This window comes from Enterobacter sp. EC_50, from assembly GCF_019584525.1.
Lineage (GTDB): Bacteria > Pseudomonadota > Gammaproteobacteria > Enterobacterales > Enterobacteriaceae > Enterobacter > Enterobacter roggenkampii.
In genome coordinates, this window is the sequence record NZ_VDAF01000003.1 from 44,744 (window position 1) to 66,408 (window position 21,665).

Annotated in this window: 23 protein-coding genes; 12 read left to right on the forward strand and 11 right to left on the reverse strand. The window is 59.0% G+C overall.

What is annotated here, in order from left to right:
• Positions 1–2: 2 nt before the first annotated feature.
• From FHC48_RS03485 to FHC48_RS03505, 5 genes are all read left to right on the forward strand, one after another.
• Complete coding sequence (locus tag FHC48_RS03485) at positions 3–857, forward strand: isochorismatase (RefSeq protein ID WP_059363406.1); 855 nt, start codon at positions 3–5, stop codon at positions 855–857.
• On the forward strand, positions 857–1,609 hold the full coding sequence (gene entA, locus FHC48_RS03490) for a 2,3-dihydro-2,3-dihydroxybenzoate dehydrogenase EntA (protein ID WP_021242609.1): 753 nt from the start codon (positions 857–859) through the stop codon (positions 1,607–1,609). The genes FHC48_RS03485 and entA overlap by 1 nt, the downstream gene beginning before the upstream one ends.
• Positions 1,610–2,023, forward strand: a complete 414-nt coding sequence (gene entH, locus FHC48_RS03495) for a proofreading thioesterase EntH (protein ID WP_008500995.1) — start codon at positions 1,610–1,612, stop codon at positions 2,021–2,023.
• Positions 2,024–2,172: 149 nt separating this feature from the next.
• Positions 2,173–4,278, forward strand: a complete 2,106-nt coding sequence (cstA, locus tag FHC48_RS03500; protein WP_045335465.1) for a pyruvate/proton symporter CstA — start codon at positions 2,173–2,175, stop codon at positions 4,276–4,278.
• A 60-nt stretch (positions 4,279–4,338) separates the two neighbouring features.
• Positions 4,339–4,536: a YbdD/YjiX family protein gene (locus FHC48_RS03505; RefSeq protein WP_006809671.1), complete on the forward strand. Its 198-nt coding sequence runs from the start codon at positions 4,339–4,341 to the stop codon at positions 4,534–4,536.
• Here the strand turns inward: FHC48_RS03505 and FHC48_RS03510 are convergent.
• From FHC48_RS03510 to FHC48_RS03525, 4 genes are all read right to left on the reverse strand, one after another.
• Complete coding sequence (locus tag FHC48_RS03510; RefSeq protein ID WP_008500997.1) at positions 4,533–4,937, reverse strand: helix-turn-helix domain-containing protein; 405 nt, start codon at positions 4,935–4,937, stop codon at positions 4,533–4,535. The two genes, FHC48_RS03505 and FHC48_RS03510, sit on opposite strands and share 4 nt — an antisense overlap.
• A complete protein-coding gene (locus FHC48_RS03515) occupies positions 4,918–5,214 on the reverse strand; it encodes a type II toxin-antitoxin system RelE/ParE family toxin (RefSeq protein ID WP_023326881.1) in 297 nt (98 codons plus the stop codon). The genes FHC48_RS03510 and FHC48_RS03515 overlap by 20 nt, the downstream gene beginning before the upstream one ends.
• 183 nt (positions 5,215–5,397) lie before the next feature.
• Positions 5,398–6,141 (reverse strand): SDR family NAD(P)-dependent oxidoreductase, encoded by a 744-nt coding sequence (locus tag FHC48_RS03520; protein ID WP_008500999.1) that lies wholly within the window; start codon positions 6,139–6,141, stop codon positions 5,398–5,400.
• Positions 6,142–6,198: 57 nt separating this feature from the next.
• On the reverse strand, positions 6,199–7,287 hold the full coding sequence (locus FHC48_RS03525) for an oxidoreductase (protein WP_059363408.1): 1,089 nt from the start codon (positions 7,285–7,287) through the stop codon (positions 6,199–6,201).
• 159 nt (positions 7,288–7,446) lie between these two features.
• On the opposite strand from FHC48_RS03525, the gene FHC48_RS03530 reads away from it, so the two are divergent.
• The 4 genes from FHC48_RS03530 (at position 7,447) to FHC48_RS03545 (ending at position 12,350) form a co-directional block, all read left to right on the forward strand.
• Positions 7,447–8,949, forward strand: a complete 1,503-nt coding sequence (locus FHC48_RS03530; protein ID WP_059363410.1) for a sugar ABC transporter ATP-binding protein — start codon at positions 7,447–7,449, stop codon at positions 8,947–8,949.
• Positions 8,946–9,941, forward strand: coding sequence for an ABC transporter permease (locus FHC48_RS03535; RefSeq protein ID WP_059363413.1), 996 nt, complete (start codon positions 8,946–8,948; stop codon positions 9,939–9,941). The genes FHC48_RS03530 and FHC48_RS03535 overlap by 4 nt, the downstream gene beginning before the upstream one ends.
• A 19-nt stretch (positions 9,942–9,960) precedes the next feature.
• Complete coding sequence (locus FHC48_RS03540; protein WP_025756309.1) at positions 9,961–11,025, forward strand: sugar ABC transporter substrate-binding protein; 1,065 nt, start codon at positions 9,961–9,963, stop codon at positions 11,023–11,025.
• 83 nt (positions 11,026–11,108) lie between these two features.
• Positions 11,109–12,350 (forward strand): LVIVD repeat-containing protein, encoded by a 1,242-nt coding sequence (locus FHC48_RS03545; RefSeq protein ID WP_072253847.1) that lies wholly within the window; start codon positions 11,109–11,111, stop codon positions 12,348–12,350.
• Positions 12,351–12,437: 87 nt separating this feature from the next.
• Here FHC48_RS03545 and mtnK read toward each other — a convergent pair whose 3' ends face one another.
• A complete protein-coding gene (mtnK, locus tag FHC48_RS03550; protein ID WP_059363418.1) occupies positions 12,438–13,637 on the reverse strand; it encodes an S-methyl-5-thioribose kinase in 1,200 nt (399 codons plus the stop codon).
• Between the two features lie 104 nt (positions 13,638–13,741).
• Between mtnK and mtnA the strand changes: the two genes are divergently transcribed.
• Both mtnA and FHC48_RS03560 read left to right on the forward strand, forming a co-directional pair.
• A complete protein-coding gene (mtnA, locus tag FHC48_RS03555; protein WP_059363419.1) occupies positions 13,742–14,758 on the forward strand; it encodes an S-methyl-5-thioribose-1-phosphate isomerase in 1,017 nt (338 codons plus the stop codon).
• 42 nt (positions 14,759–14,800) lie between these two features.
• Positions 14,801–15,271: an SRPBCC family protein gene (locus FHC48_RS03560; protein ID WP_059363421.1), complete on the forward strand. Its 471-nt coding sequence runs from the start codon at positions 14,801–14,803 to the stop codon at positions 15,269–15,271.
• Between the two features lie 53 nt (positions 15,272–15,324).
• On the opposite strand, the gene FHC48_RS03565 is transcribed toward FHC48_RS03560, so the two are convergent.
• The 3 genes from FHC48_RS03565 to FHC48_RS03575 are packed head-to-tail and all read right to left on the reverse strand — an operon-like array spanning position 15,325 to position 17,164.
• Positions 15,325–15,867 carry an acireductone dioxygenase gene (locus FHC48_RS03565; RefSeq protein ID WP_008501008.1) on the reverse strand — a complete coding sequence of 181 codons (543 nt, stop codon included), beginning with the start codon at positions 15,865–15,867 and terminating at the stop codon, positions 15,325–15,327.
• Positions 15,864–16,553 carry an acireductone synthase gene (mtnC, locus tag FHC48_RS03570; protein WP_008501009.1) on the reverse strand — a complete coding sequence of 230 codons (690 nt, stop codon included), beginning with the start codon at positions 16,551–16,553 and terminating at the stop codon, positions 15,864–15,866. The genes FHC48_RS03565 and mtnC overlap by 4 nt, the downstream gene beginning before the upstream one ends.
• Complete coding sequence (locus FHC48_RS03575) at positions 16,550–17,164, reverse strand: methylthioribulose 1-phosphate dehydratase (RefSeq protein ID WP_008501010.1); 615 nt, start codon at positions 17,162–17,164, stop codon at positions 16,550–16,552. Before FHC48_RS03575 ends, mtnC begins: the two co-directional genes overlap by 4 nt.
• 248 nt (positions 17,165–17,412) lie before the next feature.
• On the opposite strand from FHC48_RS03575, the gene FHC48_RS03580 reads away from it, so the two are divergent.
• Positions 17,413–18,573: a pyridoxal phosphate-dependent aminotransferase gene (locus FHC48_RS03580; RefSeq protein WP_059363422.1), complete on the forward strand. Its 1,161-nt coding sequence runs from the start codon at positions 17,413–17,415 to the stop codon at positions 18,571–18,573.
• Here FHC48_RS03580 and FHC48_RS03585 read toward each other — a convergent pair whose 3' ends face one another.
• From FHC48_RS03585 to FHC48_RS03595, 3 genes are all read right to left on the reverse strand, one after another.
• The gene (locus FHC48_RS03585; RefSeq protein ID WP_032656202.1) at positions 18,574–19,200 is read right to left on the reverse strand and encodes a ParB/RepB/Spo0J family partition protein; all 627 of its coding nucleotides are present in this window, start codon (positions 19,198–19,200) and stop codon (positions 18,574–18,576) included.
• Positions 19,185–20,408: a phosphoadenosine phosphosulfate reductase gene (locus FHC48_RS03590; RefSeq protein WP_021242593.1), complete on the reverse strand. Its 1,224-nt coding sequence runs from the start codon at positions 20,406–20,408 to the stop codon at positions 19,185–19,187. The genes FHC48_RS03585 and FHC48_RS03590 overlap by 16 nt, the downstream gene beginning before the upstream one ends.
• A gap of 157 nt (positions 20,409–20,565) precedes the next feature.
• Positions 20,566–21,465, reverse strand: coding sequence for a DNA-binding transcriptional repressor CitR (locus tag FHC48_RS03595; RefSeq protein WP_032663966.1), 900 nt, complete (start codon positions 21,463–21,465; stop codon positions 20,566–20,568).
• Between the last annotated feature and the right edge of the window lie 200 nt (positions 21,466–21,665).

A 21,665-nucleotide genomic window follows, 5' to 3' on the forward strand; every position in this document is an offset into this window, starting at 1 on the left:
GTATGGCCATTCCAAAATTAACCGCTTACGCGCTGCCGACCGCCGCAGAGCTGCCGACCAGCAAGGTGAACTGGGCGTTTGAGCCCGAGCGTGCGGCGCTGCTGATCCACGATATGCAGGAGTACTTCCTGAATTTCTGGGGTGAAAATAGCGACATGATGCAGCAGGTAGTCGCGAACATCGCCAGACTGCGCGCGTACTGCAAAGAACACAATATCCCGGTGTACTACACCGCGCAGCCGAAAGAGCAGAGCGATGAAGACCGCGCCCTGCTGAACGACATGTGGGGGCCGGGCCTGACCCGCTCCCCGGAGCAGCAGCGTATCGTCGCCGAGCTGGCGCCGGACGAAGCGGACACGGTGCTGGTGAAGTGGCGCTACAGCGCGTTCCACCGCTCGCCGCTGGAGCAGATGCTGAAAGAAACGGGGCGCAACCAGCTGTTGATTACCGGCGTGTATGCCCACATCGGCTGCATGACCACCGCCACCGACGCCTTTATGCGCGACATTAAGCCGTTCTTCATTGCCGACGCGCTGGCGGACTTCACCCGCGACGAGCACCTGATGTCGCTGAACTACGTTGCAGGACGCTCGGGCCGCGTGGTGATGACCGACGAGCTGCTGCCGTCCGTTCCGGCCTCGAAGGCCGCGCTGCGCGCGCTGATCCTGCCGCTGCTGGACGAGTCCGACGAGCCGATGGATGACGAAAACCTGATCGACTACGGCCTGGATTCAGTGCGCATGATGGCGCTGGCCGCCCGCTGGCGCAAAGTACACGGCGATATCGATTTCGTGATGCTGGCCAAAAATCCCACACTCGACGCCTGGTGGGCGCTGCTGTCCCGCGAGGTGAAGTGATGGTGTTTGATTTCACCGGCAAAACCGTCTGGGTCACGGGCGCGGGGAAGGGGATTGGCTACGCGACCGCACTGGCGTTTGCCGAAGCCGGCGCGCAGGTGACCGGGTTCGATTTGGCCTTCCCGCAGAATGACTATCCGTTTGCCACCGAAACGCTGGACGTGGCGGATGCCGGGCAGGTGCAGGAGGTGTGCGGGCGCGTGCTGGCATCGCTCGACCGCCTTGACGTGCTGGTCAACGCGGCGGGCATTCTGCGCATGGGGGCGACGGACCAGCTTTCGCAGGAGGACTGGCAGCAGACCTTCGCGGTCAACGTCGGCGGCGCATTCAACCTGTTCCAGCAGACCATGGGCCAGTTCCGCCGTCAGCAGGGCGGGGCGATTGTTACCGTGGCGTCCGACGCGGCGCACGCGCCGCGCATCGGCATGAGCGCCTACGGCGCATCGAAAGCGGCGCTGAAAAGCCTGGCCCTGACCGTCGGGCTGGAGCTGGCGGGCAGCGGCGTGCGCTGTAACCTGGTGTCGCCAGGCTCAACTGACACCGATATGCAACGCACCCTGTGGAAAAGCGACGATGCGGAGCAGCAGCGCATTCGCGGCTTCGGCGAGCAGTTTAAGCTCGGTATCCCGCTGGGCAAAATTGCCCGCCCGCAGGAGATAGCTGCGACCGTGCTGTTCCTTGCCTCCGATGCCGCCAGCCATATCACCCTGCAGGATATCGTGGTGGACGGCGGCTCCACGCTGGGGGCGTAAATGATCTGGAAACGTCATTTATCGCTTGAGGAGCTGAACGCCACCAGCGTGAATACCCTGGTGGCGAACCTGGGCATCGTCTATACCCGCCTCGGGGATGACGCGCTGGAAGCGGAGATGCCGGTGGATGCGCGTACCCATCAGCCGTTTGGCCTGCTGCACGGCGGGGCCTCGGCGGCGCTGGCGGAAACGCTCGGCTCAATGGCCGGATTTCTGATGACCCGCGACGGGCAGAGCGTGGTGGGAACGGAGCTGAACGCCACGCATCATCGGGCGGTATCCCACGGCAAGGTTCGCGGCGTGTGTCAGCCGCTGCATCTTGGGCGTTCGAGCCAGAGCTGGGAGATTGGGGTCTTCGACGAGCAGGGGCGGCGGTGCTGTACCTGCCGGTTAAGCACGATGGTGCTGGGCTAACTCAGGCAGATCAAAGTGATCGGCTTAACACTGTGGTGTAAATCTCTGGTTTGACCACGCATTATTGCGTTTCAAAGTTGTTAAATTTTTCCGGTTGTTCTAGAAACAAAATGTAACATCTCACTGTTTCACGACAACGGACAACAACTATGAACAACTCAGGGAAATACCTTACATGGGCAGGGCTCTCCGTTGTGGGAGCTTTTGCCCTGGGCTATATCGCCCTCAACCGGGGAGAGCAAATCAACGCGCTCTGGATCGTCGTTGCCTCGGTCTGCGTTTACCTGATCGCCTATCGTTTTTATGGCCGCTATATCGCCAAGAACGTCCTGGGCGTTGATGCAACGCGCATGACGCCTGCCGTCCGCCATAACGACGGTCTGGACTATGTGCCGACCGACAAGAAAGTGCTGTTCGGTCACCATTTTGCGGCGATTGCCGGGGCAGGCCCGCTGGTGGGGCCGGTGCTGGCGGCGCAAATGGGCTACCTGCCGGGGATGATCTGGATCCTCGCGGGCGTGGTGCTGGCGGGGGCGGTGCAGGACTTTATGGTGCTGTTCGTCTCTACCCGCCGCGACGGACGTTCGCTGGGTGAGCTGGTGAAAGAGGAGATGGGGGCCACTGCCGGGGTGATTGCGCTGGTGGCGACCTTTATGATCATGGTGATCATCCTCGCGGTGCTGGCGATGATTGTGGTGAAAGCGCTGACCCACAGCCCGTGGGGAACCTATACCGTTGCCTTTACCATTCCGCTGGCGCTGTTCATGGGGATCTACATCCGCTACCTGCGTCCGGGCCGCATTGGTGAAGTGTCGGTGATTGGCCTGGTATTCCTGGTGTTCGCCATTATCTCCGGCGGCTGGGTGGCGGAAAGCCCGACCTGGGCGCCGTTCTTCGACTTTACCGGCGTGCAGCTGACCTGGATGCTGGTGGGCTACGGCTTTGTGGCGGCGGTGCTGCCGGTATGGCTGCTGCTGGCCCCGCGTGACTACCTCTCTACCTTCCTGAAAATCGGCACCATTGTCGGGCTGGCAATCGGTATTCTGATTATGCGCCCAACGCTGACCATGCCGGCGTTAACCAAATTTATCGACGGTACCGGCCCGGTCTGGACCGGCAATCTGTTCCCGTTCCTGTTTATTACCATCGCCTGCGGTGCGGTGTCGGGCTTCCACGCGCTGATCGCCTCCGGGACGACGCCGAAGATGCTGGCGAATGAAAATCAGGCCTGCCTGATTGGCTACGGCGGCATGCTGATGGAGTCTTTCGTCGCCATCATGGCGCTGGTTTCGGCCTGTATCATCGACCCGGGCGTGTACTTCGCGATGAACAGCCCGATGGCGGTGCTGGCGCCTGCCGGAACCGTTGACGTGGTGGCATCCGCCGCGCAGGTGGTGAGCGGCTGGGGCTTTGCGATTACGCCTGAAACGTTGACGAGCATCGCCAGCGAAGTGGGCGAGCAGTCGATTATCTCCCGCGCGGGCGGGGCGCCGACGCTGGCGGTCGGCATGGCGTATATTCTCCACGGCGCGCTGGGCGGGCTGATGGATGTCTCGTTCTGGTATCACTTCGCCATTCTGTTTGAAGCGCTGTTTATCCTGACGGCGGTGGATGCGGGAACCCGTGCGGCGCGCTTTATGCTGCAGGATCTGTTGGGCGTCATCTCCCCGAACCTGAAGCGGACCGATTCGCTCCCGGCTAACCTGCTGGCGACGGCGCTGTGCGTGCTGGCGTGGGGCTATTTCCTGCATCAGGGCGTGGTCGATCCGCTGGGCGGGATTAACACCCTGTGGCCGCTGTTCGGTATCGCCAACCAGATGCTGGCGGGCATGGCGCTGATGCTCTGCGCGGTGGTGCTGTTCAAGATGAAGCGCCAGCGTTACGCGTGGGTGGCGCTGGTGCCGACCGCGTGGCTGCTGGTCTGTACCCTGACGGCGGGCTGGCAGAAGGCCTTCAGCCCGGATAACAAGGTGGGCTTCCTGGCGATTGCCAACAAGTTCCAGGCGATGATCGACAGCGGCAAGATCCCGGCACAGTACACCGAATCGCAGCTGTCGCAGCTGGTGTTTAACAACCGTCTGGACGCCGGGCTGACCATCTTCTTTATGGTGGTGGTCGTGGTGCTGGCGTTGTATTCTCTCAGGACCGCGCTGGCGGCGTTGAAAGTCGACGCGCCAACGGCGAAAGAGACGCCGTATGAGCCAATGCCTGAAAACCTGGAAGAGATTGTGACCCAGGCCAAAGGGGCGCATTAACCCGTGTGCCGGGTGGCGGCTTCGCCTTACCCGGCCTACATTTCTTGTGAGATCAGAACTATGTTCGACACCCTTTCCAAAGCCGGTAAGTACCTGGGACAGGCCGCCAAAATGATGATTGGCGTGCCGGACTACGACAACTACGTCGAGCATATGCGCGTCAATCATCCAGACCAGACGCCCATGACCTACGAAGAATTTTTCCGCGACCGCCAGGACGCCCGCTACGGTGGCAAGGGCGGGGCGAAGTGCTGTTAACCCTCTTTCGGGAGATAGAGGCTGATCTGCTCCTGCTTACAGCCGTAGATCGCCGCCAGCTTTTCGCGGGTGCGCTTTTGCGGACGGGAGTCCAGCGCTTCCAGCTGTGACACGGCGGACTGGCTGATGCCGAGTTTCTCCGCCACCTCCTGCTGGGATAGCCCGCGCAGGATACGCCACGCGGCCTGCAGGCTGACGTTCTGCCAGGTCATGATGCTGCACACGTCTCCGGGCAATTCCACGTCATCCAGACTATCGTGTTCGACCTCAATATCCTCCAGATCGTCATCGGTTTCGTCGTCGATCTCTGCCATCTGTGAGCACATGCGGAAGTATTCGTGATAAGGAATAACCACATACTGCGTTTTACCGTTATCGTCCTTAATTAGCTGAACAGCCATAGGTGGCTTTCTCCTCATGCAGGTAAGTCGTTGAAGTTCTGCGCTTGACGGCTAAAACATAACAATGGTTATCGGGATCGTCCCGAAGCGTATAGATGATGCGGTAATCGCCAACGCGTAGCCGGAAATGATTTTCTGTCGCCGATATTTTTTTGATATCGGGCCGGGGTGCCGAGCGGTCATCTAGTTCGGCAAGCTTTACCTCAATGCGGCGTTGATACCGCTCGTCAATTCTGGAAAAAGCCTTTTTTGCACCATTAGACCAGACAATCTTCATCCGTACCTCCACTGTACGCCCGCACAAATTATAAGGAAATAATAAGACTATTAGATAAATTCCGAATTTCTTATGAGGTACTGTAGAGCGGACATAAAACGGAAGTAAGCGGTAAAAAGCGAAACATCGAGGCGGCTCGACAAGGCCTCTGCCGGGCGACAGAGGCTTGCAGAAAAGGTGCGATCAGGCGTTCAACCCGCCGTCGACATCCAGCCCTGTGCCGGAGATCTGCCCGGCAGCCGGGCTGGCGAGGAAGGTGACCGCCGCCGCGATATCTTCCGGCTGGCCGTAGTGGCCGACCGCGATCATCTGGCGCTGGGCTTCCGCCTGTTCGCCGTCTTCCGGGTTCATATCGCTGTTGGTCGGTCCGGGATGCACCAGGTTAACGGTAATGCCGCGCGGCCCCAGATCGCGCGCCAGGCCGCGGGTGAGGGAGTTGAGGGCTGACTTGGTCATCGAGTAAACGGCAATACCCGGCATCGCCACGCGGTTCGCCAGACAGCTGCCGATGTTGATGATGCGCCCGCCGTCGGACATGTGCACCAGCGCTTCCTGAATGGCGATCACCACGCCGCGAATGTTGACGTTGATCAGCGCGTCGATGTCCGCCAGGGTCATGGACTCCAGCGGGCCGCCGCGCGCGATACCCGCGTTGTTGACCAGAATGTCCAGCCCGCCAAGGGAACGCGCTGCATGGGTGACGGCATCCTGAATCGCCTGCGCGCTGGCGCTGTCGGCCTGAATCGCTTCGCCGTGCCGCCCAAGCGCCTTAATTTCATCGGCGACCGCCTGGGCTTTATCGGCGGATTTTTCATACGTAATAACCACATCGGCACCGGCGCGTGCCAGCGACAGCGCGATAGCCCGACCCAATCCACGGCTGGCGCCGGTAACCAGCGCCTTTTTACCTGTTAAATCGATCTGCATGATGACCTCGTGACGAGAGTGGTGAGAATCATCATTAGGTATAGCCTGTCGGCGCGATTAACGGCTGAAGGATTCCACCTTCTCAAACGCGGCGCGCAGAACGTCGGGCGTTAACGTCACCGGCAGAGAGTGAATTGACTCCACCGGACGCAGGGTGTGGGCTATAACCTTATCCAGCTCGTCTCGGTTGTGAATATCGACGTCCAGCGCGCGAAGCGTGGTCGGCAGGTTAAAGCGCCGGTACGCCGCCACCAGCTGCGCCAGCACGTCGTCCTGGCCGAGCAGGGCGCTCTGGACCAGAATGCCGTAGGCCACCTTGGTGCCGTGCAGGTATTTTTCCGTCTGCGGCAGCACGGTTAAACCGTTGTGCACCGCATGCGCCGCCGCCACGCGGGTATAGCGTTCACCCAGACCGCCGACCATCCCGCCGCCGGCGATTATTGCATCCACCACGTCCCGAAAGACCTGCGTCTGTTCGCCGCGCTGCTGGTCGGCCAGCGCTTCCTCACTGTGCTCCAGCAGAACGTCGCGGATCGCCAGCGCGCCGTTGATGCCCAGCCGCACGGTCAGCGGCAGGTTTTCAGGCTGCGGAGCAAGCACTACCGCTTCGTACCACTTCGCCAGCGTATCGCCGATACCCGCCAGCAGGTATTCGGCCGGGGCGTTGAGAACGATCTGCGGCTCCACCAGCACCAGGAAGTTGGCGTCATCGAAGATCTCAAACTGCAGCGCCTGACCGGCATCGTTGTACCAGACGGAGAGTGGCGTCCACGCCGCGCAGGTGGCGGCAATGGTGGGGATACCCACGAACGGCACGCCCAGACGACGCGCCACGGCCTTGACGGTATCCAGCACCGCACCGCCGCCGACGCCAATCACCACGCTGGCGTCACTGCCGGATTCGTTCACCAGATGAGTGACGTCGCGCTCGCTGCAGTGGCCTTTAAACAGCAGGCGTTTCGCCCCCGGCGCGTGAAAGCTCTCCGGCAGGAACGGGCGCGCGCCGTCGATAGCGCGCTCGCCGTAAATCCACACCGCGCGGGAAAGCTGCTCCGGGGTAAAGAAGTCATTCAGACGCGCAAGGCTTCCGGGATGGGAGAAGTAGTTCGCCGGGCCAGGCACGACGCGGATATCGGTGTTGCTCATGGTGTTGTCCTTTTTTAGCAAGCGCTAACCCGATGTTATGTCTGGACATCCGGATGGCTAATAATATTTCGCTTTAACTTATGCCTTTTCCGTCGTTGTCAGTCAACCGGAGCTGTGAAAAATTCGATAAATCAGAAGAGTTATGAAGGATTTACGCGGATGGTTTCCAGTCGCCTTGAGATGCGCGGTATCAGCCTGGCCTTTTCCGGCTTTCAGGCGCTGTCGCGCGTGAACTTCACCTTAACCGGCGGATCGGTACATGCGCTGACCGGCGCCAACGGCGCGGGGAAATCGACGCTGATGGCGGTGCTGTGCGGGACGCACGACCACTATGAGGGTGAAATCTCCATCAATAACCAGCCGGTAAGCATCCGCGAGCCGCTGGACGCCAAACGGCTGGGGATCCACCTCGTGCAGCAGGAGGTGGACGTGGCGCTGATCCCGGGGTTGAGCATCGCCGAGAACATCATGCTCGACCAGCTGGCGCAGCCGGGGCATCGCTTCAGCTGGCGCGCCATCCGCCAGCAGGCGAGACAGGCGCTGGCGCAGCTGGATGTTTCTCTGGACGTTCGCCGCTCCATCGACAGCTGCACGCTTGCCGAAAAGCAGCAGATTTTGCTGGCGCGTGCGCTGTCACACCACTGCCGTTTTCTCATTCTTGATGAGCCCACCGCGCCGCTGGACGCGCACGAGAGCGAGCGCCTGTTTGCGGTGGTGAGACGGTTAAAGCAGCAGGGCATCGGCGTGGTGTTTATCTCACACCGCATTCACGAGCTGAAGGCCATCTGCGACACCCTGACGGTGCTCCGCGACGGCAAGCTGATTGAGTCCGGCCCGATGGCCGATCTGAGCGGCGAAGCGATCGTCGAGAAGATGCTCGGCCACGTGCTGAGCGATATCTACCCGCCCGCGCGGCCGCCGCACGGCGACGAAACGCTGCTGCGGGTTGAAGGGCTGCACGACGACGCGCTGCTGAAAGATATCTCGCTGCACCTGCGCAAGGGCGAAATTCTCGGCATTGCCGGGCTGGCGGGCGCGGGCAAAACCGAACTCTGTAAGGCGCTGTTTGGCGCCAGTAAAAGCCGCGTCGCGAACGGCGAGCTGAACCATCAGGACTGGAAACCGCGCGACCCGGCGGACTCGGTGCTGCGCGGCCTGGCGCTGGTGCCGGAAGAGCGGCGCAAAGAGGGCATTTTTATCGACGAGACTGTGAGCATGAATCTTGCCGTGTGCGCCGATAACAGCTTTTCGCGCTGGAGCCTGTTCGGCCATCGTCAGGCGTGGCGCTGGGCGGAGGAGGTGATCGCCCGCGTTGGCGTGCGCGCCCGCGGACCCGGGCAGGTTTTGCGACGTCTCTCCGGCGGCAATCAGCAGAAGATCGCCATCGGCAAATGGCTGCGCAATGACGCGAGCGTGCTGATCTTCGACGAGCCGACCAAAGGCGTGGACGTGAAGGCCAAAACCGATCTGTTCCAGCTGATTGACGGCCTGGCGCGCGAGGGCAAAGGGGTGATTTACGCCTCGGGCGAATTTGCCGAACTGGTCGGGCTATGCGACCGCATCTGCGTGCTGTGGGACGGGCGCATCGTGGCGGAAATCGCCGGGGCCGAGGCCCGTGAAGAGACACTACTTTATTATTCAACCGGAGGAACGGCGTCGTGAGCAAGGCCCTTTCAGTAAACGCGACGGCGTCTGGCCGTCAGCAGATTTTCGAATTTCTCTACAAGTGGGGCATGCTGTTAACCGTCGTCGCGCTGGTGGCCGTCTTTGGCCTGGCGTCGGACAGCTTCCTCGATCCGAACAACATCATCAATATTCTGCGTTCGATTGCCATCGTGACGGTGATTGCCATCGGCGTGTCGATCTCGCTGACCATCGGCGGGTTCGATCTCTCCGTGGGGTCTACCGCGTCGCTGGCGAACGCGCTGGTGATTTCCCTTTTCGTCTGGCACGGCTTCGGTACTACCGAGTCGATTCTTATCACCCTTGCGCTCTGCACGCTGGTGGGGCTGTTTAACGCCTTTCTGATCGTTATCCTGCGCATTCCGGACATGCTCGCGACGCTGGCCAGCCTGTTTGTGATTCAGGGCGTGGCGATGACTTACAGCTACGGCGGGTCGATCACCGAGAACATGGTGCTGCCGAGCGGTGACATGGCGGAAGGGACCATTCCGGCGGCGTTCAGCCTGCTGGGGCAGGTGCCAACCATCGTGATCATCATGCTGGCGGTGACCATTCTGGCGCAGCTGGGCCTGTCATTGACCACCCACGGCCGTCGGATGTACGCCATCGGCGGTAACCCGGAAGCGGCTCGCCTTTCCGGCATCCGCACTACCCGTTACAAGGTCGCGGCCTACGTGATTGCCTCTCTGCTGGCGGGCCTGGGTGGGATTTTGCTGGCCTCGCGCATCGGTTCGTCGCAGGTCAATGCGGGCGGCGGCTACCTGATGGATGCGGTGGCGGCGGCGTGGATCGGCTTCTCGCTGGCCGGCTCCGGCAAGCCGAACGCGCTGGGAACCCTGGTCGGAGCAATCATTCTTGGCGTGCTGTCGAACGGGCTGGTGATGCTCTCGGTGCCGTATTACGCCATGGACATTATAAAAGGTCTGGTGCTCGCGGTAGCGCTGGCGATTACCTACATACAAAAACGCTGACAACACAACGGGATAAAAAATGAAAAAGATTGCACGCTCTTTGGTGGCATTAGGGTTATTCACTGCTCTGCCTGGCTTTGCGGCCACGCCGGCACCGCTTCCACCAGCCATTGCTAACCACGACGGCCCGATCCGCATCGCGGTGATCCGTAACCTCGGCTCAGACGACAACACCACGCAGTTTATTGCCGGAGCGATTCAGGAAGGCAAGAAGCTCGGCTTTAAGGTCAGCACCTTTTTAAGCAACGGGGACGATGCCAAATTCCAGGACTTTGTGAACCAGGCCATCAGCCAGAAATATGACGGGATTATTCTCTCCCAGGGGCGCGATCCGTATGCGACCGCGCTGGTGAAGAAAGCGGTGGATGCCGGGATCAAAGTCGCGGTATTTGACACCGCGGTGAACGGCGAGATCCCGGGCGTGACCGTTACCCAGCAGGATGATGCCTCCCTGACCAATCTCTCCTTCGGCCAGTTGGCGAAAGATTTCAACGGCAAAGCCAATATCGTCAAGCTGTGGGTGGCGGGTTTCCCGCCGATGGAGCGTCGTCAGGCGGCCTATAAAGCGCTGCAAAAGCAGTATCCGGAGATCAAAGAGCTGGAGTCTATCGGCGCGGTCTCGTCTGACGTGCAGGGTGACACCGCCAACAAGGTGGGCGCGATCCTGGCGAAATACCCGAAAGGTAAAATCGACGCCATCTGGGGCACCTGGGACGCCTTCAGCCAGGGCGCCTATAAGGCGCTGAAAGAGAACGGCCGCACCGAGATCAAGCTCTACAGCATCGACATCTCCAACCAGGATCTACAGCTGATGCGCGAGCCGGGCAGCCCGTGGAAGGTGAGCGTGGCGGTGGATCCTAAGCTGATTGGGGCCACCAACGTGCGTCTGGTGGCCAATAAAATTGCCGGTGAACCGACCCCGGCCACCTACGATTTTAAAGCCGCGGCCATCCCGCAGGCCCTGCTGACCGCTCAGCCGGGCGCGGTGAACGTAGCGTCGCTGGGGAAAATCATTCCAGGCTGGGGCCAGACGGAAGATTTCATTGCGCCGTGGTTTGCGACGCTGGAAGCCAGGTCAAAATAATGCCCGGTGGCGCTGCGCTTACCGGGCCTACGGTTTGGTAGGCCGGGTAAGGCGCAGCCGCCACCCGGCGAAAGGAGCTCAAGGTGACTCATTTACCCCCTCCCGAATACAGCCGCAATATGCGGCTGATTGGCCATAGCGATCAGGGCGGTCGCCCGGACGGCGTGCAGCTGATGGTGCACCGCGGTTTCGCCTGGATCGGCCATATGGTGTCGCAGGGCTTTTCGATAGTGGACGTGCGCGACCCGAAAAACCCGAAACCCGCAGGCTATGTTCCCGCGCCGCCCGGCACCTGGAACGTGCACCTCCAGGCGCATGATGACCTGCTGCTGGTCATCAACGCCCGGGATCTGTTTGCCGATGCGCGTTTTGCAGACGAGAAGGTCTACTACACCCGGCAGGTGGGCGAGACCGTCAGCGACGTGCAGGACAAAGGCTGGAGCGCCGGGCTGCGCGTGTTTGATATCTCCACGCCGGACAGGCCGCGCGAAATCGGCTTTCTGTCGCTGAGCGGCATCGGTATTCACCGCATCTGGTACGTCGGTGGCCGCTGGGCGTACGTGTCGGCGCTTATTGACGGCTTTACCGACTACATCTTTCTGACGATTGACCTGGCCGACCCGCGTAAGCCTGAGGTGGCAGGGCGCTGGTGGCTGCCGGGGATGAATCAGGCAGAAGGGGAGAAGCCTAACTGGCCGGAAGGTAAACGCTACGCGCTCCACCATGCGATTATTGCCGGCGATACCGCGTACGGCAGCTGGCGCGACGGCGGCCTGACGCTGCTGGACGTTAAGGATCGCACCCAGCCTAAGCTCATTAGCCACCGTAACTGGAGTCCGCCGTTTGGCGGCGGCACGCACACCGCGCTGCCGCTGCCGGACCGCGATCTGCTGGTGGTGCTGGACGAAGCGGTGCTCGATAACCAGGAAGACGGCGAGAAGCTGATCTGGCTGTTTGATATCCGCGAGCCGTCGAACCCGGTCAGTATCTCTACCTTCCCGCAGCCGGATGAAATCGACTACGTGGCGAAAGGGGCGCATTTTGGCCCGCACAACCTGCACGAGAACCGGCCGGGGAGCTTTGTCAGCTCCACGCTGATTTTTGCCACCTGGCAGAATGCGGGCGTGCGCGCGTATGACATCTCTAATCCGTATCGGCCGGTTGAAACGGGGGCGCTGGTGCCCGCCGCGCCGGCGAAAATGATGGATACCCGCCCGAATCGCCCGCAGGTGATCCAGTCGTGCGACGTGTTTGTGGATGCGCAGGGAATTATCTACAGCACGGACTATAACGGCGGGCTGTCGGTGATTGAGTATCTGGGGTGAGTTTTTGCCGGGTGGCGGCTTTGCCTTACCCGGCCTACATTTTGCACCCGTAGGCCCGGTAAGCGCAGCGCTACCGGGCAAACGTTCTCAGCTGTACTGCCGCACTCGTGCCACCAGATCTTCCGCGCTGTCGATACGATCGGCAATCACGATCAGCGCCTTGCCGAGCGTTATCGCGTGGCGCAGGCATTCATGGCGCATCGCCTCGTCCTGAATGGTGTCGATATCCGCGACGTGGGAAAGCCCGACGCTGCGGCGAATGAGTTCGGTGCCGCAGAAGCCGATGGCGTCATGCCAGACCTTTTTCAGGAACGCGGAGGCATAGCCCGGCGCGCTGAGCGCCGCGTCGCGCGTTTTCTCGTGCGCCAGCACCTGGAAGCGTTCCGCGAAGGTGTTCCACAGCTCCTGAATATCGGTCAGGCGCTGCTCGCGCGCGGCGGCGGCATCGCGAATGCCCAGATGCCCCGGCAGGCCGCAGAAGTTGAGCAGCAGGTTGCCGATGGCGGTGCCGATATCAAAGCCCATCGGGCCAAAATAGCCGAACTCAGCGTCGATGGCCTTCAGGCTGCCGTCGGCCACAAAAATCGAGCCGCTGTGGATGTCTCCGTGCAGCAGGGCTTCAGCCTGAGAAAAGAAGCGGTGCTTGAGGGAGGCCACGGCAATTTTCAGCTGGGCGTCGTCGCGTAGCGCGGCGACGTCATTTTCCAGCTCGGCCGGGTAGCTGTTGCGTTCGTGGATCTGGTACGGATCGTTGAAGAACAGATCTTCGGTGATCTCGCACATCTCCGGGTTGATGAATTTCGCCACCTGCGCTTTCTTCTCGTGCGGATGCAGGAAGAAATCGCTGGTGTGGAACAGCGCGTGCGCGAGGTATTCACCCAGCTGACGCGCCGCCTGCGGGTAATAATTATTTTTGATCAGCTCGCCGCGCCAGATGCGATGGCTGGAGAGATCTTCCATCACCATTACCGCCAGTTCCGGGTCAAAGTGGTGGATTTTCACGGTGTGCTGCGGGCTGTGCCGGTAGTGCTCGACCAGCGTTTGCGCCTCCAGACGGGCGCGATCCAGCGTCAGCGGCCAGGACTCGCCGACGCAGCGCACGTAGGGCAGCGCCTGCTTAACGATGATGCGGCTCACGCCCGCGCTGTCGAAGATTTTGAACACCAGATTGAGGTTGCCGTCGCCTACCTCCTGCGCCTCCACCAGCGATGAAGGATCGTCAAGGCCGCCAAACTGCCTGGCATATTCCACGGCGTCCTGAGCGGTAAAGGTACGGTATTGCGACATGGCCTGCTCCTCACGGGTTTGCTAATAAAGACATGTAGACGTCTATACATCTGGATTTCATCCTGACACAATGTGCTACAACAACGCAACAGGGAATTAACGACATGCAGACATTACAGACGACTAGCCTGCGGGTAGCGGATAATCAGCTCTTTATTCTCGACCAGCAGGCCCTTCCGCAGGAGAAACGCTGGCTGGATGCCTCAACGGTAGAGGCGCTGGTGGGGCATATTCACGCCCTGCGGGTGCGCGGCGCGCCGCTGATTGGTCTCTCTGCAAGCCTGCTGCTGGCGCTGCTGGCGGAAAACGGCAAAAGCCGCGACGAGCTGGCGGTTGCGCTGGAAACCCTGCGCGCGTCCCGCCCGACGGCGGTGAACCTGATGAACAACCTGGACCGCATGAAGCGGGCGCTCTGGCAGGAAGATTTTGTTCCGGCGCTGGTGGCCGAAGCGCTGCGCCTGATTGACGAAGACAAACGACTTTGCGATGCGATTGCCAGCGCGGGCAGCCCGCTGGTGAAGCCCGGCAGCCGTCTGCTGACCCACTGCAACACCGGCGGGCTGGCAACGGCGGGGGTCGGTACGGCGCTTGGGGTCATTGCTCGCGCGCACCAGGAGGGTAACGTCAGCAACGTCTGGGTGGATGAAACCCGCCCCCTGCTGCAGGGCGGTAGATTAACCGCCTGGGAGCTGGGCGAGCTGGGCGTGCCGTATCAGCTGATTACCGACGCCATGGCCGCCAGCCTGATGGCGAAAGGGCAGGTGGACGCCGTGTGGGTGGGCGCAGACCGCATTGCGGCTAACGGCGACGTGGCGAACAAAATCGGCACCTATTCCCTGGCGGTGCTGGCAAAATTCCACGGCATTCCGTTCTACGTGGCCGCCCCGCAAACGACCCTCGATCCGGACTGCCCGAACGGCGACGCGATCCCGATTGAGCAGCGCGCCGCCAGCGAGGTGACGGGCGTCGCCGGAAGCTTTGGCGCGGTGCAGTGGGCGCCGGAAAACGCGAAGGTCTATAATCCGGCGTTTGACGTGACCCCAGCCTCGCTGATTAGCGGCTGGGTGCTGGATACGGGCGTGGTCACGCCGGAAGAGGTTGCGGAAGGGAAATTTGCCTGAGTCCGGCTATCCTTTAAGGGGCTCCCTTAAGAGGACAACATCGTGACGCTCGACCCTGAAACAGACTTAAAACTGGAACGCGTGGTGGATGCACCGCGCGACCTCTTGTGGCTCTGCTGGACCACGCCCGAACACATCAAACACTTCTTCATCCCTGCACCGCATAAGGTGACCGACTGCGATCTCGATCTCCGCGTGGGCGGGCGGTTCAACACCGTGTTTGAGGTGGACGGTCAGCGGATGGATAACCGGGGCGTGTTTCTTGAAATCGACCCGGCGAAAAAGCTGGTCTTTACCGACGGCTATACCGAAGGCTGGAAACCGGCCGAGAAGCCGTTTATGACGGCAATTTTGCTGCTGGAAGACGCCGGGGAGGGGAAAACCCGCTATACGGCGATTGCGCGCCACCCCACGAAGGAAATCCGCGAGCAGCATGAACAGATGGGATTTCACGAAGGGTGGGGGATTGTGCTGGATCAGTTGGTGGAGTATGTGAAAGGGCTTAACGCGTAGTGCGCGCTGGTGCCCTTACCACGACCCTCTCCCACAGGGAGAGGGAGAAAAGATCAGGCCAGGCGTGGATACGCATCCGCAATTGCATCGCCGGTAAACTGGGCAACCCAGCCTTCCGGGTTATCGAAAATACGAATCGCCGTAAAGTTCGGCTCTGAGCCCATATCAAACCAGTGCGGCGTGCCCGCGGGCACGGAGATCAGGTCGTTTTTCTCGCACAAGACCTGATATACCTCATCGCCGATGTGCAGGCAGAACAAGCCCGCGCCTTCCACGAAAAAACGTACTTCGTCTTCGCCGTGGGTGTGTTCGTTCAGGAACTTCGCGCGCAGCGCGTCTTTCTGCGGATTGTCGGCGCGCAGGCTGATCACGTCCCAGCTCTGGTAACCCTTCTCTGCCACCAGTTTGTCGATCGCATGTTGATACGCCGCGATCACGGCTTCAGGCGCGGGATCGTGTCCTAAATCGCGATCCGCCGCCCAGCGTTCAAACCGCACGCCTTTCGCGTTGAGCTGTTGGGCAATCTCGGCGGCGTCGGTGCTGTGCCACTGGTGCTGACTGGCGTCTTTGTCGGAATAAATGGTCAATGCGCTCATGAAGGGATCTGCTCCGGGTTAATCTCGTCAAACTGGTGGACCTGATGGTGGTGGCTTGCGCCGTCATCATCACCGCGAATCAGCTGCAGGGTACGAAAACCTGCCTGTTCAGCCGCGTCCAGCTCCTGATGAATATCGGAGAGGAAGAGGATCTGCGACGGGGCTATGCCCGTTTGTGCCGCAATGTTCTGATAAGACTGCACCTCGCGCTTGGCGCCGATGTGGGTGTCGAAATAGCCGCTGAACAAATGAGTAATATCACCTTCGTCGCTGTAGCCAAATAACAGTTTCTGCGCGGCGACGGAGCCAGAGGAATAAACATAGAGATCAATCCCTTGCGCTTTCCATTTTTCCAGCGCCGGGAGCACGTCCGGATAGAGATGGCCGGTAAAGTCGCCGTTAACGTAGCCGTCGTGCCAGATGATCCCCTGCAGCGCTTTAAGCGCCGTGGATTTACGGTCTTCATCCATAAAGGCAAACAGGGCGTCGATAAGTTCGCTGACGCTGGCGTGTGGGTTAGCGATTTCATCACGCAGGTTGTCCAGAATGGATTTGACCGGCTCGGCGTACTGCTGCGCGGTCACGAAGGCCGCCAGTCGCTCACGCGCGTAGGGGAACAAAACATCATGGACAAAACGAATATCGCTGGTGGTCCCTTCAATATCCGTCACAATCGCGCGAATCATACTCTCTCCAGTTGTCGTAAACGCATTTCGCATTCAAATAAGAACTCTAATCCTTCCAGATGACGCCGGGCTTCGGCCACGTCGCGTCCCCAGCAGGTTAAGCCATGACCGCGCAGAAGAAAACCATAATTAAGCGGCCGTTCCTGGGCGTAATGAGCGATGCGTGAGGCGAGGGCGTCGATATCCTGGTCGTTATCAAAGACCGGGATAGCCACCGTGTCCAGATGCGTGGTTTGTCCGGTGAGGGATTTTTGCATCTCAAAGCCGCTGATGGTGAGCTCGGCCTCTTTGACCAGACGCGACAGCACCGTGGCGTTAACCGTGTGAACGTGCAGCACGGCGTTGGCTTCCGGGAACAGGCGATAAATCAGCGTGTGCAGACCGGTCTCCGCCGACGGTTTGCGACCGGACGGCGCGCGGTTGGTGGCGATCTCCACCTGCAGAAAGTCATCGGTTGTGAGGCTACCTTTGTCCTTGCCGGATTCGCTGAGCCAGCAGAGATGTTCGTCCTGACGCACCGACATGTTACCGCCGGTAGCGGGCGCCCAGCCTTTGGCACCGATCCAGCGGCAGGCGTCGACCAGATGCGTGAGTTGCAGGTTGTCTGTCATTTTCCTTTTACCCTCTCGGCCAGGAATATTCATATGGTTTATACCCGTCATACTTCAAGTTGCAGGTGCGTTGGCTGCACTCACTCACCCCAGTCACGTACTTATGTACGCTCCCGGGGATTCGTTCCCTTGCCGCCTTCCTGCAACTCGAATTATTTAGGGTATAGACGTCTAAGCGTCTTGATTGCCAAAGACTAACATCGTGTTATAGTGGCAGCAACATAAGTATTACAAGCAGGCACAACACAATGAGCATTAACGCCTTGATTCCGCAAAGTAAACTTCCCAACCTCGGTACCACCATCTTTACGCAGATGAGCGCCCTGGCGCAGCAGCACAACGCCATTAACCTTTCTCAGGGGTTCCCGGATTTCGACGGCCCGGCTTATCTGCAGGCGCGTCTGGCGTATCACGTGGCGCAGGGGGCGAATCAGTATGCGCCGATGACGGGCGTGCAGGCGCTGCGGGAAGCGATTGCCGACAAAACGGCGGAGCTGTATGGCCATAAGCCTGATGCGAACAGTGATATCACGGTGACGGCAGGGGCGACCGAAGCGCTGTATGCGGCCATCACCGCGCTGGTGCGCGCGGGGGATGAAGTCATCTGCTTTGATCCGAGCTACGACAGCTATGCGCCTGCGGTTGAACTCTCCGGCGGCGTGGTGAAACGCGTGGCGCTCCAGCCGCCGCATTTCCGCCCTGACTGGCAGGCGTTTGCTGCGCTGCTGAGTGACAAAACCCGTCTGGTGATCCTGAATACGCCGCATAACCCGTCGGCGACGGTGTGGCAAAAAGCCGATTTTGCCGCGCTGTGGCAGGCTATCGCCGAACGGGAAATTTACGTCCTGAGCGATGAAGTCTACGAGCACATCTGCTTTGCTGAGGAAGGGCATGCCAGCGTGCTGGCCCATCCGCAGCTTCGCGAGCGTGCAATCGCCGTCTCTTCGTTTGGTAAGACCTACCATATGACCGGCTGGAAGGTAGGATACTGCGTGGCCCCGGCGGCCATCAGCGCTGAGCTGCGCAAAGTGCATCAGTACCTGACGTTTGCCGTGAACACGCCGGCTCAGCTGGCGCTGGCGGATATGCTGCGCGCGGAACCCGCGCATTACCGCGAGCTGCCGCACTTCTATCGTGAACGTCGGGATCTGTTTGTGGCGGCGCTGAGCCAAAGCCGCCTGGAAATTTTGCCGTCTGAAGGAACCTATTTCCTGCTCGCCGACTACAGCGCGATTTCCGATCTGGACGACGTTAGCTTTTGCCAGTGGCTGACGAAAGAGATCGGCGTGGCCGCCATTCCATTGTCGGTGTTCTGCGCCGATCCCTTCCCGCACAGGCTGATCCGCCTGTGCTTTGCGAAGCAGGAATCGACGCTGCTGGCGGCGGCGGAGCGTTTGAACACGCTCTGATTATTTCACCGTCCACGCTTCTGAGTAACGGCGGTCTGCAAACAGCTCCAGCAGACCGTTGATTTGCTTGAGGCGCAGCACCTCATCGCTGTCCATGCCCAGCTCTTTGCCTATTCGCTCATCATTCCAGCCGAGCTGTGCCAGTTCGCGCACGATATCTGACATGGCGTTGATTTGATGCCGACCCCGCGCCCGATTGTGGCGAATCGTGGCGGCCATACGGTCATGTTTATCCTGCCGGTGCTGGCGCAGGCAGGTGACGGGGAGATATCCTCTGAGCTGACGCTTCAACGCCGCCCGATTTTTGCCGATTTCGTGGCGATGAAAGCCATCCACAATTTCGTAGTGATGGGCTTCACTTTCCGTCACAACAATAGGTTGGGTGAATCCATCGAGTTCGAGCGACTTGCTGAGCAGCCGTTTTTCCGGAGGGGCAACGTTATTGGGGTTGTAGTCGTTAGCGATAATCGCGTCCTGTTTGATCCAGAGAACGCAGTCTATCGGTTGCTCGCGAAAAGGGCTGTTTTTATGGATCGCTTCGCGAAAGGCATTGATGGCAGTAATCCGATCCTCCTCGCAAAGTGACTGAAGGTACGTTTCGATCTCGGTAATTATTCTTTGTCGCATAAAATGCCCCATTCCTTGCGCTTCGCCTTCACTCGTTCGCTGTAGCGCTGATAATGTTTAGGTTTATTCGGGCTGAACGACAGCGCCCTGCACCAGTAGTCATTATTAAGTAATACCTTACAAATACGGCGCCATGAGGGGATGTCTTTGGCGCCGATATCGCCGTCCTGCGTCTCGGGGATATCCGGCATGCCTCTCTTCTGATACCAGTGCAGATAGATCGCGATTTTATTGCGGTAATGCTCAGCCGTGTTTTGCGGCATGCTGTTCAGCAGGAGCATGGCGTAGTCGCGCCAGCCGAGGTGATCGGGTTTGAGGATTTTCCGGTGGCCATAAAAGTGGTTGTCCTGCCCGGCGTAGAAGCCGCCGCTGCGCACGCCGCTGACGCGCTCGCACATGGCGGCCCAGCGCTCGGGCTCGAGAACGTGATAGAGCCAGAGTCCCTGGCGCTGTTCCGGGCCGAAGGGCTCGCAGATGCGCATATAGCGCGGCGGGACGCCCGCCTGAAACATGAGGTTGTAGAGCGGGTTATAGCTGCTTCCGGATTTTGCAAACCATGTCCAGATGTCTGCGGTTTTCCAGTCGTAAAGAGGATAGACGTACCACGCGTGCCCGCCGGGCGCGGTGGTTGTCCAGGGCTTATCATCCGCGAAGCGATGCTTGCGGTTGTTGGCGATGGTCAAAAATCGGTTGTAGGATTCATCGGCGCGAATGCCCACCAGCATGGCTGCCGGACGGTGCAGGGCAAACCAGTCGGAAAACGAGCGGACAAAGGCTTCAAAGGTCATTCCCGTCTGGTAAAAATCAAAATAATCCGCAGCGGTGATGGCGCCTTCCGGTGGCTGGCGCACCCAGCGCACGTCCGGCGCCCAGCATTGCCATTCAGGCTGATACTGTGAGAGGGAATTTTGCGTGGTCAGCGGAAGCGCCACCCAGTAAAAGTGCTCGATGACGTCCCGGTAGCCTTCGCGCAGCGCATTAACGTGCTCAATGGTGCAGGAGAACTGTGCTTCCCAGTCAATAAAAAGCACGCTGATTTTTCGTTTTTGCGCCCGGGCCATTTGCGCGGTGAGATGCAGCATGACGGTGGAGTCTTTGCCGCCAGAGAAGGAGACGCAGATGCGGGAAAAGGTGGCGAACGTCCAGCCGATGCGCTCCTGCGCGGCCTCCAGCACGTTAAGCTGCAGGGGATATTTATACAGTGACATGTTCAATCTCTTCCTGAGTATGACTGTCGGGGGCTTTTATTTACGCTGATTAACCATGAATAGTAAAGATATTAAGGAGAAACCGGAATAATAAGATCTTCCATTATCGAATTTGTTGCCAAAATGTAATTAAAAAGCCCTCAGGAAATATCGAAAATTATTCTGCTTCGATTTTTTCAATGAATTTCGAAAACACGCTGCTGTTTAGCGCTGAGCGATTGTAAAGCATATAAACATCTAATTGCGGAGTCTCAAAAGGCAAGGAAATGCTCTTCAGGTTGAGATGGTCTTTATATCGTTCAAACAATATTGTTGGTACAAAGCCTATTAAATCACTCACGCCAATAATATTCATAATCGAAAGCAGTGAGTCACTGCGGAAACAGACGTTGCGTTCCGGAAGGAGAATGTTTGACTGCAGCTGGAACTCTTTTATGCCATTCTCCTGACTGCGCATCAGCGTGAATTTTTCCTGGCTGAGTTCCTCGAGCGTTGCGCTATCGCCGAGGCGGGGGTGATCTTTGCTGCACGCCACCTGTATTGAAAACTTCATAAAGCGGGTACAGACGATAGAGCGACTGTTAACCGGAGCAAAGCTAAACACCAGATCGGCCTTGCGGTAGGCGAGCAAATCCTCGGCTGACTCAGGGGATAAGACCACATCATTATGTTCTATGTCGTAATTCCCTTCGGCAAGCAGAGAGCTTAGCAGGCCGCCGAAGCGCCCATGGGCCACAATCTGCGGGCAGTAGATGACAAAGCTCTTTTTGATCTGCGCGTTATTCAGGATATTAATGGTTTGCTCAATGCTATTAAGGTTTTCTTCCAGATGGTGATGCAAATTGATCCCCACTGTCGTCGGGGTAATGCCTTTACCCGAACGAATAAAAAGCGGGTCATTCAGTTGCGCGCGCAGGCGTTGCAGGGACTGGCTCACTGCTGAGGGCGTGATGTAGAGTGTTTCCGCTGCCTTGCTAATGCTAAGGTGCTGATAAATGCACTCAAAAATGACTAACAGATTAAGATCGAATTTTTTAAGGTCGTAAAGATTTGCCATAAATCATCCTGAGTGTGTTGTTGTCATCACATTACTGATAACTATAGTTCGAAGTTAATCATTTACAATCCTTGTGATTAACCTACTTAATTTGTTTTAAATACGAGCTTAATATATCACGAGGCTGGATTATTGAAATAGAACTTCAGCCGTTATTAAGATATTTTTATCTTTAAAACTTGCGGCGTTGTTCTCAAATA

Excerpts from the sequence above, each read along its gene's own strand:
- FHC48_RS03485 (WP_059363406.1), top strand. The coding sequence starts at position 3 with ATGGCCATTCCAAAATTAACCGCTTACGCGCTGCCGACCGCCGCAGAG.
- entA (WP_021242609.1), top strand. The coding sequence starts at position 857 with ATGGTGTTTGATTTCACCGGCAAAACCGTCTGGGTCACGGGCGCGGGG.
- entH (WP_008500995.1), top strand. The coding sequence starts at position 1,610 with ATGATCTGGAAACGTCATTTATCGCTTGAGGAGCTGAACGCCACCAGC.
- cstA (WP_045335465.1), top strand. The coding sequence starts at position 2,173 with ATGAACAACTCAGGGAAATACCTTACATGGGCAGGGCTCTCCGTTGTG.
- FHC48_RS03505 (WP_006809671.1), top strand. The coding sequence starts at position 4,339 with ATGTTCGACACCCTTTCCAAAGCCGGTAAGTACCTGGGACAGGCCGCC.
- FHC48_RS03510 (WP_008500997.1), bottom strand. The coding sequence starts at position 4,937 with ATGGCTGTTCAGCTAATTAAGGACGATAACGGTAAAACGCAGTATGTG.
- FHC48_RS03515 (WP_023326881.1), bottom strand. The coding sequence starts at position 5,214 with ATGAAGATTGTCTGGTCTAATGGTGCAAAAAAGGCTTTTTCCAGAATT.
- FHC48_RS03520 (WP_008500999.1), bottom strand. The coding sequence starts at position 6,141 with ATGCAGATCGATTTAACAGGTAAAAAGGCGCTGGTTACCGGCGCCAGC.
- FHC48_RS03525 (WP_059363408.1), bottom strand. The coding sequence starts at position 7,287 with ATGAGCAACACCGATATCCGCGTCGTGCCTGGCCCGGCGAACTACTTC.
- FHC48_RS03530 (WP_059363410.1), top strand. The coding sequence starts at position 7,447 with ATGGTTTCCAGTCGCCTTGAGATGCGCGGTATCAGCCTGGCCTTTTCC.
- FHC48_RS03540 (WP_025756309.1), top strand. The coding sequence starts at position 9,961 with ATGAAAAAGATTGCACGCTCTTTGGTGGCATTAGGGTTATTCACTGCT.
- mtnK (WP_059363418.1), bottom strand. The coding sequence starts at position 13,637 with ATGTCGCAATACCGTACCTTTACCGCTCAGGACGCCGTGGAATATGCC.
- mtnA (WP_059363419.1), top strand. The coding sequence starts at position 13,742 with ATGCAGACATTACAGACGACTAGCCTGCGGGTAGCGGATAATCAGCTC.
- FHC48_RS03565 (WP_008501008.1), bottom strand. The coding sequence starts at position 15,867 with ATGAGCGCATTGACCATTTATTCCGACAAAGACGCCAGTCAGCACCAG.
- mtnC (WP_008501009.1), bottom strand. The coding sequence starts at position 16,553 with ATGATTCGCGCGATTGTGACGGATATTGAAGGGACCACCAGCGATATT.
- FHC48_RS03575 (WP_008501010.1), bottom strand. The coding sequence starts at position 17,164 with ATGACAGACAACCTGCAACTCACGCATCTGGTCGACGCCTGCCGCTGG.
- FHC48_RS03580 (WP_059363422.1), top strand. The coding sequence starts at position 17,413 with ATGAGCATTAACGCCTTGATTCCGCAAAGTAAACTTCCCAACCTCGGT.
- FHC48_RS03585 (WP_032656202.1), bottom strand. The coding sequence starts at position 19,200 with ATGCGACAAAGAATAATTACCGAGATCGAAACGTACCTTCAGTCACTT.
- FHC48_RS03590 (WP_021242593.1), bottom strand. The coding sequence starts at position 20,408 with ATGTCACTGTATAAATATCCCCTGCAGCTTAACGTGCTGGAGGCCGCG.
- FHC48_RS03595 (WP_032663966.1), bottom strand. The coding sequence starts at position 21,465 with ATGGCAAATCTTTACGACCTTAAAAAATTCGATCTTAATCTGTTAGTC.